The 15612-nt window shown below is 70.6% G+C and carries 12 protein-coding genes and 2 rRNA genes; 13 read left to right on the top strand and 1 reads right to left on the bottom strand.

What is annotated here, in order from left to right:
- Both AB0H21_RS04170 and rrf read left to right on the top strand, forming a co-directional pair.
- A 23S ribosomal RNA gene (locus AB0H21_RS04170) occupies positions 1-90 on the top strand; the annotation flags it as partial.
- A 176-nt stretch (positions 91-266) separates the two neighbouring features.
- Positions 267-383, top strand: a 5S ribosomal RNA gene (rrf, locus tag AB0H21_RS04165).
- Between the two features lie 362 nt (positions 384-745).
- Here the strand turns inward: rrf and AB0H21_RS04160 are convergent.
- Positions 746-1981 (bottom strand): hypothetical protein, encoded by a 1236-nt coding sequence (locus AB0H21_RS04160; protein WP_358511315.1) that lies wholly within the window; start codon positions 1979-1981, stop codon positions 746-748.
- Positions 1982-2222: 241 nt separating this feature from the next.
- Between AB0H21_RS04160 and AB0H21_RS04155 the strand changes: the two genes are divergently transcribed.
- From AB0H21_RS04155 to AB0H21_RS04105, 11 genes are all read left to right on the top strand, one after another.
- Positions 2223-3545: a folylpolyglutamate synthase/dihydrofolate synthase family protein gene (locus AB0H21_RS04155; RefSeq protein ID WP_358511391.1), complete on the top strand. Its 1323-nt coding sequence runs from the start codon at positions 2223-2225 to the stop codon at positions 3543-3545.
- Positions 3542-3910, top strand: coding sequence for a DUF4233 domain-containing protein (locus tag AB0H21_RS04150; RefSeq protein WP_358511312.1), 369 nt, complete (start codon positions 3542-3544; stop codon positions 3908-3910). Before AB0H21_RS04155 ends, AB0H21_RS04150 begins: the two co-directional genes overlap by 4 nt.
- Positions 3911-3927: 17 nt before the next feature.
- Entirely contained in the window at positions 3928-5592 is a 1665-nt protein-coding gene (locus tag AB0H21_RS04145) for a hypothetical protein (protein ID WP_358511309.1), read from the top strand.
- A 72-nt stretch (positions 5593-5664) separates the two neighbouring features.
- Positions 5665-6075 carry a nucleoside-diphosphate kinase gene (gene ndk / locus AB0H21_RS04140; RefSeq protein WP_358511306.1) on the top strand — a complete coding sequence of 137 codons (411 nt, stop codon included), beginning with the start codon at positions 5665-5667 and terminating at the stop codon, positions 6073-6075.
- 345 nt (positions 6076-6420) lie between these two features.
- Positions 6421-7452: a rod shape-determining protein gene (locus AB0H21_RS04135; protein WP_358511303.1), complete on the top strand. Its 1032-nt coding sequence runs from the start codon at positions 6421-6423 to the stop codon at positions 7450-7452.
- 40 nt (positions 7453-7492) lie between these two features.
- The gene (gene mreC / locus AB0H21_RS04130) at positions 7493-8770 is read left to right on the top strand and encodes a rod shape-determining protein MreC (RefSeq protein ID WP_358511300.1); all 1278 of its coding nucleotides are present in this window, start codon (positions 7493-7495) and stop codon (positions 8768-8770) included.
- Positions 8771-8774: 4 nt separating this feature from the next.
- Complete coding sequence (mreD, locus tag AB0H21_RS04125; RefSeq protein WP_358511298.1) at positions 8775-9305, top strand: rod shape-determining protein MreD; 531 nt, start codon at positions 8775-8777, stop codon at positions 9303-9305.
- A complete protein-coding gene (gene mrdA, locus AB0H21_RS04120; RefSeq protein WP_358511295.1) occupies positions 9302-11350 on the top strand; it encodes a penicillin-binding protein 2 in 2049 nt (682 codons plus the stop codon). Before mreD ends, mrdA begins: the two co-directional genes overlap by 4 nt.
- Positions 11347-12510 (top strand): rod shape-determining protein RodA, encoded by a 1164-nt coding sequence (gene rodA, locus AB0H21_RS04115; protein ID WP_358511292.1) that lies wholly within the window; start codon positions 11347-11349, stop codon positions 12508-12510. The genes mrdA and rodA overlap by 4 nt, the downstream gene beginning before the upstream one ends.
- 55 nt (positions 12511-12565) lie before the next feature.
- Entirely contained in the window at positions 12566-14488 is a 1923-nt protein-coding gene (locus AB0H21_RS04110; RefSeq protein WP_358511290.1) for a TIGR03960 family B12-binding radical SAM protein, read from the top strand.
- A gap of 233 nt (positions 14489-14721) precedes the next feature.
- A complete protein-coding gene (locus tag AB0H21_RS04105) occupies positions 14722-15528 on the top strand; it encodes a TIGR03936 family radical SAM-associated protein (protein WP_358511287.1) in 807 nt (268 codons plus the stop codon).
- The last annotated feature ends 84 nt before the right edge of the window (positions 15529-15612 follow it).

Below are 15612 nucleotides of genomic sequence, written 5' to 3'. Positions count from 1 at the left end.
TCCCAGGTGATGACTGGGTTGATAGGCCGGGTGTGGAAGCATTGTAAGGTGTGGAGCTGACCGGTACTAATAGGCCGAGGACTTGACCATAAAGCAAATGCTAACCCGTGGTCGGCAGGCTGTTGTGGCAGGCTGTTGCGTGTGTTGGTGTGCTCGCGTCCACTGTGTGATCTCAGAGACAGCAAACCTGAGACCCGCACTGTCAGTAGGGCAGCGGAGAAGGCTGTTCTGGTGTTGGTGTGCTCGGTTTGAGTGTTTCGAGGGGTTACGGCGGTTTTAGCGGAAGGGAAACACCCGGTTACATTCCGAACCCGGAAGTTAAGCTTTCCAGCGCCGATGGTACTGCACCGGGGACGGTGTGGGAGAGTAGGACACCGCCGGACAATTTTTGATTGATGTAGGAGGGCCACCCGGATGCCGGGTGGCCTTCCTGCGTTTCCGGGGTGTTTTCTGTGCTTCTCGTGCCTGTTTGTGTTCGATCCGTGTGTGTTCGATCTGGTGGCCTGGTTGCCGGGTTCTGTTTTGCTGGGTTGGTCAGGTTTTTCCGTGTGCTGGGCTGGTGCCGGCCGGGTTCTGGAGGGGTTGTCTCCCCTCTGGGCCCGGCTTTTTGCTTGCCCGGCCGCGGGGCCCGTGTCCCGGCTCAACCGCCCCTCTCCGCCGCGCCCGTGTAGGGGCCCGGTGTGGTGGTTCGGTCGGTAACCGTGGTCGCGTTGCGGATTGCGTCGATGTGGGGGCGCGCTGCTGATTATGGGGTGAACAGTTGTTCGGTGGGGGCGTCTATGGTGTTGAGGATTTTGCCGGTGAAGTAGACGGTTCCCAGGGCCAGGACGTGTTCTCCGGCTTCAGTGAGGAGGCGGCGGGTCAGGGCGTCTTCGTCGATGACCGTCCAGCCTGCTGGGAGGGGGCTGTCAAAGCGGAGGTGCGGGAGTGCGAGGCGTACGAAGGTGACGGGGAGGCCGTCGAGTTCGGTCACGACTCCTTGGACGTCCTTGTGGTCCGGGAGGCACAGCAGGACGTGGTCGATGTCGGGCCAGCGTTCGCGGACCATCTTGAGGGCCGTGGCGACGCCCGCTCGGTTGATGGCGGAATCGACGCACAACTCGGTGCCGCTCTCGGGCAGCGTGTGGAAGGACAGGCGTCCCGGAAGGCGCACCGACTCGAGCACCTCGTGCAGCCTCTGACGGCTGGGCTGGTCCCCGCCCAGCAGTGACAGTGTCCGGGCGGCGGCCGCGCAACCGAGGGTGGCGTTCCATCGGCCATAGGACGGCGGGAGGATGCTCGCGGGTGGCGTGCCTGAGTCGGTGCTCAGGATCTCTGCATCAAGGTGGGCGCGGGAACGGACTACCGTGTTGATCGCGTCCTGGACGGGTGGCCGTTGTGGCAGTGAGAGGACGGCGCGGGTCCGTTCGGACGTGACGGAGGCCTTTTCGCGGGCGATCTCCGCGGGGGTGTCGCCGAGGACTCCGAGGTGTTCGCCGAAGATCTCGGTCATCGCGACCGTGTACGGAGGGAACAGCGACACCTCGTCGGATTCGCCGCCCATGCCGGCTTCGAGCACGATGACATTGGCGCCCACGTCCCGCGCGTGCATGACGCCGGCGACGGTGAACAGCCCGGCGGGTGAGAGGTACCCCGGGAGGGCTTCGCGGTCCGGCATGCCGCGCAAGCCCTTGGAGATCTGCGCGGCGAGGGCCCTCAGCTTGGCGTCCGAGATGGCGGCGCCGTTCACCCTGATGCGTTCGCGGTTGGTACGGAGCGCGGGGCTGGTGACGGAGACGACCTTGAGGCCGGCGGCGGCGAAGTAGGCCGACGCGTACGTCGCCGCGGTGCCCTTGCCCTTGGACCCGACGACGATGAGGACAGGAGCGCTCGCCTCCGGGCAGCCGACCAGGTCGAGCAGATGACGGGCCCGGGCGAGGCTGCGGCGCTCGCCGCCGCCGCGGGACCGCCATTCGGCGAAGAACACGTCGTCCGAGCTCACGGGAAGATTGTATTGCCGGGTCAATGTCCGGATCGTGCCGGTGTGCCTGCGGTCGCCCTGCTGGTAGCGCCCGTCGGCCCTCGCCCCTCAAGATCCTCAAGGGTGGTGTCCGGGGAGGAGTTACGCCGCCACGTGCCGCGCATCCTCTGCCGGGCAGTTAGCGGGACGCCCTCCGCCTGTATCGGGTGGGTGGTGGGTATCGGGGAGCGGCGGTGGTGGGCACGGCTAAGCTGACGATGTGATGTCAGGGCAGGAGATCCGCGTCGTCGAAGCCGCGATCCGCGGGCGCGGCGTTGAATGGGAAATCGATCCGACGCTGGATCGCATCGCGAGTCTGGCCGACATCCTCGGGCATCCGCAGAAGATGTACCCGGTGGTCCACATCGCCGGCACCAACGGCAAGTCGAGCACGGCCCGCATGATCGACGCGCTGCTGCGCGCCAGGAACCTGCGGACCGGCCGGTACACCAGCCCCGAGCTCTCGCAGATGCGCGAGCGCATCTGCGTCGACGGCGTCCCTCTGTCCGAGGAGCGCTTCATCGAGGTCTACCGCGAGCTGGAGCCGTACCTGGAGATCGTCGACGCCAAGGCCGGTCGGCTCAGCTTCTTCGAGGTGCTCACGGGGATGGCGTACGCCGCGTTCGCGGACGCGCCGGTGGACGTGGCCGTGATCGAGACCGGCCTGGGCGGCACGTGGGACGCCACCAACGTCGCGGACGGCACGGTCGCGGTGATCACGCCGATCTCGCTGGACCACACCGAGTACCTGGGGCCCGACGTCGAGACGATCGCGGGCGAGAAGGCGGGCATCATCAAGCCCGGCGCGACGGCCGTGCTGGCTCAGCAGCCCCTGCCGGCCGCCGAGGTCCTCGTGAGGCGCGCGGCGGAGGCCGGCGCCACGGTGGCGCGCGAGGGCCTGGAGTTCGGCGTCCTGCACCGCGAGCTTGCCATGGGCGGGCAGCTCCTCCAGCTCAAGGGCCTCAAGGGCGTGTACGAGGACGTCTTCCTCCCGCTGTACGGACCCCACCAGGCCGGCAACGCCGCGCTCGCGCTGGCCGCCGTGGAGGCGCTGACGGCCGGTGACGAGCCGCTCGGCGACGAACTCGTGCGGCAGGCGTTCGCCGAGGTGTCCAGCCCGGGTCGCCTCGAGGTCCTGCGGCGCGGCCCGACGGTGATCGTGGACGCGGCGCACAATCCCGGCGGCATGGAGGCGACGGTCGAGGCGGTCATCGAGGCGTTCGGGTTCACCCGCCTGATCGCGGTGGTCGCGGTGATGGGGGACAAGGACGTCGACACGATCCTCGAACTGCTGGAGCCGATCGTGGAGGAACTGGTGGTGACGCGGAACTCCTCGCCGAGGTCCATGGACGCGGCTGAGCTGGCCGAACGGGCGGAGGGTCCGTTCGGTGCCGAGCGCGTCCACGTGGCCGAGCGGCTGGACGACGCCATCGACATGGCGATGGGCCTCGCCGACCAGGGCGACGAGCTCGGCTCCGGGGTGCTGATCACCGGTTCCGTCGTGACCGTGGGCGATGCCCGCACTCTGCTGAAGGCCGACAGGTGACCGCGGAACGGCCGGACGCCCGCCCTCGGCGTGGCTTCACCGTCACTCCCGGGATGCGGCGCCTCGGCGCGAGCGTGCTCGGCATGGAGGCGATCGTCCTCGCGCTGGTGACGCCCGTCGCCATCGTGATCAACAAGGTCGCCCCGGCCCTGGCCGTCACGGTGGGCGTGGGGCTCGCGGTGGTGTGCGTGGTGGTCGCCGGGCTGCTGAAACGGCCCTTCGCGTACATCGCGGGCAGCGTGGTGCAGGTGCTGGCCATCGCGACCGGCTTTCTCGTCCCGTTGATGTTCTTCCTCGGTGTGATCTTCGCCGTACTGTGGATCACGGCAATCTTCGTCGCTCGACGTGTCGAGGGCGTGACTTAGCGCTAAAGTCGGCCGGTATGGCCGTCCCCCCAATCCAGGCCACGGGCCTCACGGTCCTCGGCCGGGTCAATCGTCTCCCCCTGCTGCTCGACGTGATCGTCGGGCTGCTCACCACGCTCGCCCTTCCGCTGGCGATCGTGGCCATTCCGAACACCATCTCGGTGGTGTCCGCCCTGCTGCCTCCGGACATCGCGGGGGTCGGCATCTTAAGGGCCCATGGGCTCGCCCTGCCGGTGATGCTCTGTGCGGTGCCGCTCACCGCGGCGGCCCTCGGACGGTTAGCGCCCGCGCCGGTCCTGGTCGCGGGGCTGGGGCTGCTCGCCGTGGCCGATGTCGCGGGCGGTTTCGCGGCTTCCACGTTCGGCGTCGGGGTTCTGCGGGTTCTGCACGGCATCGCGGCCGGCGTGCTCGTCCCGGCGACGTTCGCCGCGTGCCGGGAACGTCCGGGCCCGGCCCGCGGCGTCCTGCTGCCGATCTGGGCGGCGTCCCTGGCGGTGGCGTTCCTGGCGGCGCAGGCGCTGGCCCTGTGGCCGCTCGACCAGGTCACGTCGTGGCGGGTGACGCTCCAGCCGTACCCGCTGCTGACGGGCGTCGCGCTGCTCCTGGCGGCGGCGTACTTCACGGTCACCCGTCTGACCAGGGACGGCGAGGTTCCACAGGCGGGGGTCCCGGCTGCCGGGGACGGCGCGTCGCGCGCCTCCGCCGCCGGCGGGGGCAGGCGGCTGGCCTGCACGGCCGGGCCCTCGGCGGGCATCGCGGTCCTGGCCTTCGGCTCGACGTTCGGCTGGCCTCCGGGGCTGATCGTCGTCGTGGCGGCGGTCGCGGTGGTGGCGCTGCTGGCGTCGGCGTTCGCCGGCCGGGTGGAAGGGGCCGGCGGGCGGGTGGTCGCGCTGGTGATGATCGCCGTCGGCCTGGTCGTCCTCCCGACCGCCGCCCAGTTGACGTACGTCGAACTGGGCGGCCTGGGCGGCCCGGGTCTGTCGGGGCTATGGGTTCCGTTCGGGCTGGCGGCGCTGCTGACGTTCGCCGTCGCGCTGGCGGCGGGCAGGCTGGGCGAGGCGCAGGTCCCCAAGCTGGTCGGCGCGGGCCTGGTGACCATGGTGGTCGGGTTGTGCGTGATCCGGCTGCTGGCCCCCACGGCCTCGGGCATGCCGCTGCTCGTGCCGTTCACGCTGATGGCGGGGGGCGCCGCCGTGGCGGTCGCGTCGGCGGTCCGGGGGGTGAGCCTGTCCGGGGCGCTGTTCGGCCTGTCCTTGTGCTTCCCGGCGGTCCTCAGCGGCTTCTTGCTCGGTACGGGAGTCCAGGTGGAGCGGCTGCGCGCGGTCAGCACGTCGGGACAGGTGACCTCGCAGGCGATGGTGGACGGTTTCGTCGGGGCGCTGCACCTGTGGGCGCTGGTCGCGGGCTTCGCCGTCGTCATCATCCTGGTGCTGGGCGCCGTGCTGGCGACCCGTACGGCCGAGCGCGCCATGGACGCCCTTCCTCCCGTTTCGCCTGATGACGGCGCGTGGGGGGCGGCGGAGGACCCGGCGCCGGCGGCCGAGGGGAGCGTGGCGCGGCCGGACGACGATCCGGGTCGTGATCCGGGGACGGCGATGATCCCGGTGGTGCCCGCCCCGACCCGATCTCCCGAGGCCGGGGCCGGGACGGACGGGAACGGGGAGGGCACCGACGCCCGGTAAGCTGCGGACAGCTTCCCCTTTCGCCGGCCGTTCCGTGATGGCGCCCGGCGGCTCACAACGAAGGAGATTTCCGTGTCCGAGCGCACGCTTGTCCTGATCAAGCCCGATGGTGTCCGCCGCGGCCTCATCGGGGACGTGATCGCCCGCGTGGAGCGCAAGGGCCTCAAGGTCGTGGCCATGGACCTTCGCACGCTCGACGCCGAGACGGCCAAGGCGCACTACGCCGAGCACGCGGAGAAGCCCTTCTTCGGCGAGCTCGTCGAGTTCATCACCTCGGGGCCGCTCGTGGCGCTCGTCCTGGAGGGCCCGCGCGCGGTCGAGGCGTTCCGGGCGCTCGCGGGCGCCACCGACCCGGTGAAGTCCGCTCCCGGCACGATCCGCGGCGACCACGCCCTGGAGATCGGCGAGAACGTCGTGCACGGCTCCGACTCGCCTGAGTCGGCCGCGCGCGAGGTCAAGCTTTTCTTCCCCGACCGTTTCTGAGCGATGAACGTGGCCTGGCCCCGATGAGGGCCGGGGTGAGACGGGCCCCGGCGCACACCACGCGCCGGGGCCCGTCGTGCGTGCCGGCCGATCGGTGAGGCGCGAGGCGCGGTTTCCGAGCCTGTGAGGAGGCGGGCGCCGATCCGCGCGCCCGGCCCGTGCGACGCGCGTGGCGAGATGGGCTGTGCGAGACGTTTCCGCAGGTCGTCAGGATGGCGGCCGACGGCTGCGACAAGATTTTCCCGAGCCGGGCGGCTCGTTGCCTTCGAGAGTGGGTACGTCACGTTACGATTCGAATGCGAATCGTAATCTCTCGCGAACACCTGTAGGAAGGTTTCCTTCCCCATGGGCAGCAAGCTGGCATTCCTCGGCCGTGACATGGCCGTCGACCTGGGCACGGCCAACACGTTGGTGTACGTGCGCGGGCGCGGCATCGTGCTCAACGAGCCGTCGGTGGTGGCGATCAACACGACCACCGGCAAGATCGTGGCAGTGGGCATCGAGGCCAAGAGGATGATTGGCCGGACGCCCGGGAACATCGTGGCGATACGTCCGCTGAAGGACGGTGTGATCGCCGACTTCGACGTGACGGAGCGCATGCTCCGCTATTTCATCCAACGGGTGCACAAACGCAGTCATTTCGCCAAGCCGCGCATCATCGTCGCCGTCCCGAGCGGGATCACCGGCGTCGAGCAGCGGGCGGTCAAGGAGGCCGGCTACCAGGCCGGCGCGCGCCGGGTGTACATCATCGAGGAGCCCATGGCGGCGGCGATCGGCGCCCGGCTGCCCGTCCACGAGCCCACCGGCAACATGGTCGTCGACATCGGCGGCGGCACGACCGAGGTGGCGATCATCTCGATGGGCGGCATCGTGACGAGCCAGTCGATCCGCGTGGGTGGCGACGAGCTGGATCAGGCGATCATCGCGTTCGCCAAGAAGGAGTACTCCCTGATGCTCGGGGAGCGCACCGCCGAGGAGATCAAGATCGCGATCGGCTCGGCCTGCCCGGTCGGGGACGACTGCCACGCCGAGATCCGCGGCCGCGACCTGGTCACCGGGCTGCCCAAGACGATCGTGGTGTCGGCCGACGAGATCCGCAAGGCCACCGAGGAGCCGCTCAAGTCGATCATCGACGCGGTCAAGTCGACGCTGGACAAGTGCCCGCCGGAGCTCTCCGGCGACCTGATGGACCGCGGCGTCGCCCTCACCGGCGGCGGCGCGCTGCTCAAGGGCATGGACGACCGCCTGCGCGACGAGACCGGCATGCCGATCCACTTGGTCGAGAACGCCCTCGACTCGGTGGCGCTCGGCTCCGGCAAGTGCGTCGAGGAGTTCGAGGTCCTGCAACAGGTGCTGGTGCCGGAACCCAGACACTGACCGAGACGCCGACCGAGACACCGATGGAGCCGAGACACTGATGAGGGATACCCGCCGCGCGCGGTTGATCCTTGGCCTGCTGCTGGCCGCGGCGCTCGTCCTGATCACGATCGACCACCGGCAGCGCGACGATTCGCTGTTCGAGCCGGTGCGCGGCGCCGCCGCGTCGTTGTTCGGCGTGGCGGAGAAGGCCGGGACGAGCGTGGTGCGGCCCGTGGGCGACTTCGTCGACACCTTCGCCTCCGCCGGTGAGTACAAGCGGCAGATCGCGGCGGTCCGGGCGGAGAACTCCCGGCTGCGGCAGGAGCTCACCGCCCAGACCCTCGACCGGCAGCGTTCGGCGCAGCTCACCAAGATGCTGGGTCTGTCGGGCCTCGGCGGGTACCACGTGGTGGCCGCCCAGGTGATCGCGCGGCGCGGTGTCCCCGGGTTCGAGGAGGCCGTCGAGATCGACGCCGGGTCGGGCGACGGCGTGCGGCCGGAGATGACCGTCCTGAACGGCGACGGGCTGGTGGGCCGGGTGGTCCACACGAGCCCCGGCACCTCCACGGTGGTGCTGCTGACCGACCCGGCCTCGACGGCGGGGGCGCGCATGGAGGGCGGCAACGAGGTCGGCGTGGTCACGGGGCTCGGCCGGGTGGCCGAGAGCCGTCTCATCCGCTTCCGGCTGCTCGATTCGGCGGGCCCTCTGGCCCTCGGGCGCCGCATCGTCAGCTTCGGCTCCGAGCGCGGGGTGCCGTACGTGCCGGGGGTGCCGGTCGGCGTGATCCAGCGCGTGGAACCCACCCCGGGCGAGCTCACGAGGGTGGCGTACGCCAGGCCGTTCGTCGACTTCGCGTCGCTGGACGTGGTCGGGGTGGTCGTGAAGGCCCCGCAGCGCGACCCGCGGGACGCGATGCTGCCGCCGCCGCCGAAGAACCAGGTCCGCGCGCCCGCCAAGCCCGCGCCTCCGGCCGCCGAGCCTTCTTCCGCGCCGCCCGTCTCGCCGTCGCCCTCGGCCACGGCGCGCGAAAACCGCGAAAACCGCGAAAACCGCGAGGGGCGTGAAGGCCGTGAGGGGCGTGAACGGCGCCAGGAGCGTGATGAGCCCGATGAGCGCGGTCGCGAACGGGGACGAGACCGGCGCGACGAGCAGGGCGAGGAGGCCCAGCGGCGGCCGGGCGCGGCCCGCGCGCACGCGCGTCACCAGCGGTCTCCGGAGCGGCGTAAGGCGCACGCGGGCCCGCGGCGGCCGGCGCACCCGCACCCGCAGGCGCGTGAGAGGCGGGACGGCCGTCCGGGCGACCACAGGCGGGACCGATCCGGCGGAAGGACTTGAGGCGGTGCTCCGAGGGATCACGGCGGTGCTGCTCGCGGGCCTCATCATGATCACGCAGGTGACGATCGTGAACCGCCTTCCCCTGCCCGGCGGTGGCGCCCCTGACCTGGTGCTGCTCGGCGTGGTGATGTTCGCCCTGGCACGCGGCCCGGTCGCCGGCGCCGCGACGGGATTCGCCACGGGGCTGGTCACCGACCTGCTGCCGCCCGCCGCCCACGTCATGGGCCAGTACGCGCTGGTGTTCTGCCTGGTGGGGTACACCGTCGGCCGGGCCGCCGAGCGGGCGCCGGGCGCGTCGGCGGTCACGGTGATCGTCGCGGTGATGCTCGCGCCGCTGCTGACGGCCGGGGTGGGCGGGTTGCTCGGCGATCCCCGGGCCGACTGGCGCGGGGTGCTGAGCCTGTGGCCGTCCCTGGTCATGTACAACCTGGCGGTGGCGGCGCTGGTGTTCTGGGTGGTCTCGCGGTTCTCCGGGCGTCGCCGCAGGCGTGAGGCCGTCCCGACGGGCGCCTATCCGGTTCGGAGGCACGTGTGATCCGGGTCCGCGCCAGGTTGGTGGTGCTCCAGTTCCTCGTCGTGACGCTGATCGCCGTCCTGACGGTGCGGTTGTGGCAGGTGCAGGTGGTGCGCGGGCAGCAGTTCGTGGCGGCGGCGACCGAGACCCGCACGCGCGACGTGATCGTCCCGGCCGTGCGGGGGCAGATCTACGACGCCTCCGGACGTCCCCTGGTGCGCAACCGCGCCTCGCTGGTGGTCTCGGTGGACCGCGCCGAGCTGGAGCGTATGCCGGGCGGCGGCGCGGGCGTGCTCAAGCGGCTCGCGGTGGTGCTCGGTCGTACGGCCAAGGAGCTGCGTGAGCGCATTCGTCCTTGTGGGCCGCACGTGACGCGTCCCTGCTGGCCGGGCTCCCTGTACTCGCAGATCCCGATCGACGACGACGTCTCCACCCGGCAGGCCCTGCAGATCCTGGAGCGCCAGGAGGAGTTCCCCGGCGTGACGGCCGAGGTGCAGGCGGTGCGCGATTACCCGCTCGGCTCGGGCGCGTCGCAGACGCTCGGCTATCTGCAACCGGTCACCGAGGAGGAGCTGAAGAAGCGCTCCACCCTCAAGGCGAACTTCTCCGGCGTCGACCTGGTCGGCAGGGACGGCCTGGAGTACGTCTACGACGAGGCGCTGCGCGGGACGCCCGGCCTGCGCCGGGTCCAGGTGGACCGCATGGGCAAGGTGCTCGGCGTCGAGCGTCAGACCGCGCCGGTGCCCGGCGACATCCTGATCACCAACATGGACGCCAACGTGCAGAAGGTCGTGGACCACGCGCTGGCGACCGCGATGAAGAACGCCCCCAAGGCCGACGGCGCCGCCGCGGTGGTCCTGGACGTCAGGACGGGCGGGGTGATCGCGATCGGCAGCATGCCCACCTATGACCCGTCCGTCTGGGCGGGAGGCATCTCCGAGAAGGAGTACCAGCGGCTGCTGTCGGAGAAGGCGGGCCTGCCGCTGATCTCCCGCGCCACCCACGGCCAGTACGCGCCCGGCTCGACGTTCAAGGTCTCGTCGGTGTCGGCGATGATCAGGGACGGCTACCCGCTGCACGGCAAGTACGACTGCCCCGGGGTCTACGACGTCGCCGGCACCGCGTTCCACAACTTCCGCGGCATCGGCCTCGGCGTGCTCGATCTTCACATGGCGCTGGTGAAGTCCTGCGACACCATCTTCTACAAGGCTGCGTACGAGATGTGGCAGCGGGACGGCGGCCTCAAGCCCGTGCCGCATCCCAAGGAGCCGATGACCAACACCGCCAAGGCGTTCGGGTTCGGCAGGAAGACCGGCATCGACCTCCCGGGCGAGGTGCCCGGGCGGATCCCCGGCCGCGCCTGGAAGAAGAAGATGTGGGACGCCACCCACCACCTGAGCTGCCTGCGGGCCAAGAACGGCTATCCCGAGGTGGAGAAGAAGAACCCGAGCCGCGCCGCCTACCTCAAAAGGCTCGCCCACGAGAACTGCGTGGAAGGCATGGACTGGAAGGCCGCCGAGGCAGCCAACCTGTCGATCGGCCAGGGTGACGTGCTGGTGACGCCGCTGCAGCTCGCCGCCGCGTACGCCGCCCTGGTGGGGGACGGCAAGCTGCGCAGCCCGCGCATCGCCAAGGCGATCGTCCGGCCCGACGGCACCCACGTCCAGGAGATCAAGGCGCCGGTGACCGGCAAGCTTCCCGTTGACAAGGGCACGCGCGACTACATTCGCGCCGCGCTGAGCGAGGTGACCTCCGACGGCACGGCCGCGGGCGCCTTCGGCGGGTTCCCGATGAACGTGGTGAAGATCGGCGGAAAGACGGGTACGGCCGAGGTGTACGGCAAGGAGGACACCTCCTGGTTCGCCTCCTTCGGGCCGGCGGCCGATCCCCGGTTCGTGGTCGTCGTCACGGTCTCGCAGGGAGGCCAGGGCGCCATGGCCGCGGCCCCGGCGGCGCGGGAGATCTGGGAAGGCATCTACGGCATCAAGGGCCCGGCGGCCCTGCCCGGGGGCAAGCCCGTCGAGCGGCTCCCGTCGATCAGGCGAGACGGGACGGTGGTGCAGTGAACCAGGCGCTCGTGCCGCGCAGCCGCTCCCTGGTCCAGCGGGCCATGGGAGCCCAGTCGGCGGTGTGGCGGGTCGACGGGGTGCTGCTCGTCGCCGTCATGGCGCTGTCGGTCATCGGCACGCTGCTGGTGTGGTCCTCGACGCGCACCTGGGCGGCGGGCGCGCCGACCGGCATGGTCAAGAAGCACATCCTCAACCTGGTCATCGGCTGGGTGCTGTGCGGCATCGCGGCCCTCGCCGACCAGCGCACCCTGCGCATCTACGCGCCGGCGGTGTACGGCGTGTCCCTGCTCGGGCTGCTCGCGGTCATCACCCCGCTCGGCTCCACGATCAACGGCTCCCACTCGTGGATCCTCCTCGGCGGCGGGTTCGCCGTGCAGCCGTCGGAGCTGGCCAAGCCCGCGCTGATCCTCATGCTCAGCGCGCTGCTGGCCGAGCCCGCCCCCGGCACCGACCGTCCACGCCCGCTGGATCTGCTGCTCGCGATGACGGCCGCCGCCATCGCCATGGGCCTGGTCATGCTCCAGCCCGACTTCGGCACCACGATGGTGCTCGCCGTGATCACCGCCTCGTCCATGATCTTCGCGGGGCTGCGCAAGCGGTACATCGTCGGGCTGGGCGTCATCGCCCTGGCCGGGGCCGCGGCCGTGTGGCTGTTCGGCCTGCTCAAGCCGTACCAGGTGGCCCGGTTCACGGCGTTCATCGACCCGGCCAACGACCCGCGCGGCGCCGGGTACAACAGCACCCAGGCGCTGATCGCGATCGGTTCGGGCGAGTTGTTCGGCAAGGGGCTGTTCCACGGAGGGCAGACCACGGGCCGGTTCGTCCCCGAGCAGCACACCGACTTCATCTTCACCGTCGTGGGGGAGGAGTTCGGCTTCCTCGGCTCGATCACCGTTGTGGCGCTGCTGGGTGTGGTGCTGCTGCGCGGGCTGCGCATCGCCCGCCAGTGCGACGACCGCTTCGGCGCGCTCGTGGTCGGCGGCATCGTCTGCTGGTTCGCCTTCCAGACGTTCGTCAACGTCGGCATGACGATCGGCATCATGCCGATCACCGGGGTGCCGCTGCCCTTCGTCTCCTATGGAGGGACGGCGACGTTCGCCAACATGATCGCCCTCGGGCTGCTCCAGGCCGTCCACATCCGCGAGCGGACGTTCTGACCGTCCTCGGACGCGCTGGCGCGAGCCCCGGCGGGCAGCAACTACCCTTGGACGCATGTCTGTCGAATCGCTGTTCCCCCGTCTGGAACCGCTTCTGCCGCGCGTGCAGAAGCCGATCCAGTATGTGGGGGGTGAGCTGAATTCGACCGTCAAGGACTGGGACGAGGCGACCGTCCGCTGGGCGCTGATGTACCCGGACGCCTACGAGGTCGGGCTTCCCAACCAGGGCGTCCAGATCCTCTACGAGATCCTCAACGAGCTGCCCGAGACGCTGGCGGAGCGCACCTACGCCGTCTGGCCCGATCTCGAGGCGCTGATGCGCGAGCACGGCGTGCCGCAGTTCACGGTCGACGCCCACCGGCCGGTGCGCGCGTTCGACGTGTTCGGCGTGTCGTTCTCCACCGAGCTGGGCTACACCAACCTGCTCACCGCCCTCGACCTGGCCGGCATCCCGCTGGTGGCGGCCGACCGCGGCGAGGACGACCCGGTGGTCCTGGCGGGCGGGCACGCCGCGTTCAACCCCGAGCCGATCGCCGACTTCCTCGACGCCGCGGTGCTCGGCGACGGCGAGCAGATCTCCATCGCGATCTCCGAGGTCGTCCGCGAGTGGAAGGCCGAGGGTCGCCCCGGCGGGCGTGACGAGCTGCTCATGCGCCTGGCCTCGACCGGCGGCGTGTACGTGCCGAAGTTCTACGACGTCGAGTACCACCCGGACGGCCGCATCAAGCGGGTCGCGCCGAACCGCTCCGGGGTGCCCTGGCGGGTGCAGAAGCACACCGTCATGGACCTGGACGAGTGGCCCTACCCGAAGAAGCCGCTGGTGCCGCTGGCCGAGACGGTCCACGAGCGCTTCAGCGTCGAGATCTTCCGCGGCTGCACGCGCGGCTGCCGGTTCTGCCAGGCCGGCATGATCACCCGCCCGGTCCGCGAGCGGTCGATCACGACGATCGGCGACATGGTCGAGGCCGGCCTGAAGGAGTCCGGCTTCAACGAGGTCGGCCTGCTCTCGCTGTCCAGCGCCGACCACTCCGAGATCGCCGAGGTCGCCAAGGGCCTGGCCGACCGCTACGAGGGCACCAACACGGGCCTGTCCCTGCCCTCGACCCGGGTCGACGCGTTCAACATCGACCTGGCCAACGAGTTCTCGCGCAACGGCCGCCGCTCCGGACTGACGTTCGCGCCCGAAGGCGGGTCCGAGCGCATGCGCAAGGTGATCAACAAGATGGTCACCGAGGAAGATCTGATCCGCACCGTCACCACGGCCTACGGCCAGGGGTGGCGGCAGGTGAAGCTGTACTTCATGTGCGGGCTGCCCACCGAGACCGACGAGGACGTCCTCGGCATCGCCGACCTCGCCAAGAAGGTCATCAAGGCCGGGCGTGAGGCCACCGGTTCCCGTGACATCCGCTGCACGGTCTCGATCGGCGGCTTCGTTCCCAAGCCGCACACCCCGTTCCAGTGGGCCGCGCAGTGCGACCACGAGACGGTCGACAACCGGCTCAGGCAGCTGCGGGACGCGCTGCGCTCCGACAAGGAGTACGGCAAGGCCATCGGCTACCGCTACCACGACGGGCAGCCGTCGATCGTCGAGGGCCTGCTGTCGCGGGGCGACCGCCGGGTCGGCGCGGTGGTAAGGGCGGTCTGGGAGGCCGGCGGCCGGTTCGACGGCTGGAGCGAGCATTTCTCCTTCGACCGCTGGATGTCCTGCGCCGAGCGCGCGTTCGACGGCCACCCCGTCGACGTCGCCTGGTACACCACGCGCGAGCGCGACGAGGTCGAGGTGCTCCCGTGGGACCACCTGGACGCCGGCCTCGACCGCGAATGGCTCTGGCAGGACTGGCAGGACGCCGTCACCGAGACCGAGGTCGAGGACTGCCGGTGGACTCCCTGCTACGACTGCGGCGTCTGCCCGACCATGGGCACCGAGATCCAGATCGGCCCCACCGGCAGGAAACTGCTCCCGCTGACGGTCGTCTGACCCACCGAATGGAAGCAAATACCGGCCGTAACCGTTGCACCATGGGGGTCGTCGGGTACGCCGGCGGGCCACGGTGGTCTAGCCTCTAGCGGTACGAGAGCCGTACGAGCCGCGACAGGGCAGGGTCACCGGGCCCATATCCTGGGAAGACGGCCTCGCGAACGACACGGATCGACACGGGAAGGATGACTTAGCTGAAGAACCCCGTTCCTGATGGGCCCCCGCCCGCGCCGGTGGTGCAGCGCCTTCGCGTGCGCTACGCCAAGCGTGGCCGCCTGCGGTTCACCAGCCACCGAGACATCTCGCGCGCCATCGAACGAGCGGTGCGCAGGGCCGGCGTTCCCGTCGGCTTCAGCGCGGGATTCACCCCCCATCCGAAGATCTCCTACGCGGGAGCCGCCCCCACCGGGGTGGCCAGCGAGGCCGAATATCTGGAGATCGGCGTCGTCACGGCCTGCGAGCCGGACCGCCTGCGCGCCGATCTCGACGCGTCGCTGCCGCCCGGCCTCGACGTCCTGGACGTCGTGGAGGCGGGCGGCGGCAGTCTGGCCGACCGGCTGCAGGGCTCGCTCTGGGAGGTCCGCCTGCCCGGTGCGAAGCCGGCGGAGGTGAAGGACGCCGCCGAGCGGTTCATGGCGGCTGAGCGCGTGGAGGTCGAGCGCCTGACCAAGAAGGGCCCGCGCCGCTTCGACGCGCGCGAGGCCGTCGTCACGCTGACGGCCGAAAGCCTCGACGACGCGGCCGCGTGGAGGGCTCGCGAAGGAACGGCGGAAACGGCGGACCGGGAGCCCGGCCCGCCATGTGCGATACTTCGTATGGTTGTACGGCACGTTACGCCTGCCGTCCGACCGGACGACGTGCTCACGGGTCTGCGTCTAGTGGCCGCCTTCGCGCCGCCGTCACCCCCCACGGTGACCAGGCTGGCGCAGGGTCCGCTCGACGCGCGCACCGGTGCAACGGCCGACCCGCTCGACCTGGACCGCGACACGCGCGGCGGCGAGCCGGGACCGGCTGTGCGGCACGTCGGTGACCACCAATAAGGACTTGGCGCCGGGCCGCGCGGCCTGGCGCACAGCGAGAGACGAGAGCTCCCGCGCGGCGCGGAGACGCGCCCGGGAGCTGAC

The sequence above is a fragment of the Sphaerisporangium sp. NPDC051011 genome, from assembly GCF_040653595.1.
Taxonomy (GTDB): Bacteria; Actinomycetota; Actinomycetes; order Streptosporangiales; family Streptosporangiaceae; genus Sphaerisporangium.
The sequence above is the reverse complement of the archived record's forward strand: the minus strand, read 5'-3'. Positions and strand labels throughout refer to the sequence as shown.

Coding starts and splice junctions, on each gene's coding strand:
- AB0H21_RS04135 (WP_358511303.1), top strand. CDS start 6,421: ATGGGCAGCAAGCTGGCATTCCTCGGCCGTGACATGGCCGTCGACCTG.
- AB0H21_RS04145 (WP_358511309.1), top strand. CDS start 3,928: ATGGCCGTCCCCCCAATCCAGGCCACGGGCCTCACGGTCCTCGGCCGG.
- AB0H21_RS04110 (WP_358511290.1), top strand. CDS start 12,566: ATGTCTGTCGAATCGCTGTTCCCCCGTCTGGAACCGCTTCTGCCGCGC.
- mreC (WP_358511300.1), top strand. CDS start 7,493: ATGAGGGATACCCGCCGCGCGCGGTTGATCCTTGGCCTGCTGCTGGCC.
- AB0H21_RS04155 (WP_358511391.1), top strand. CDS start 2,223: ATGTCAGGGCAGGAGATCCGCGTCGTCGAAGCCGCGATCCGCGGGCGC.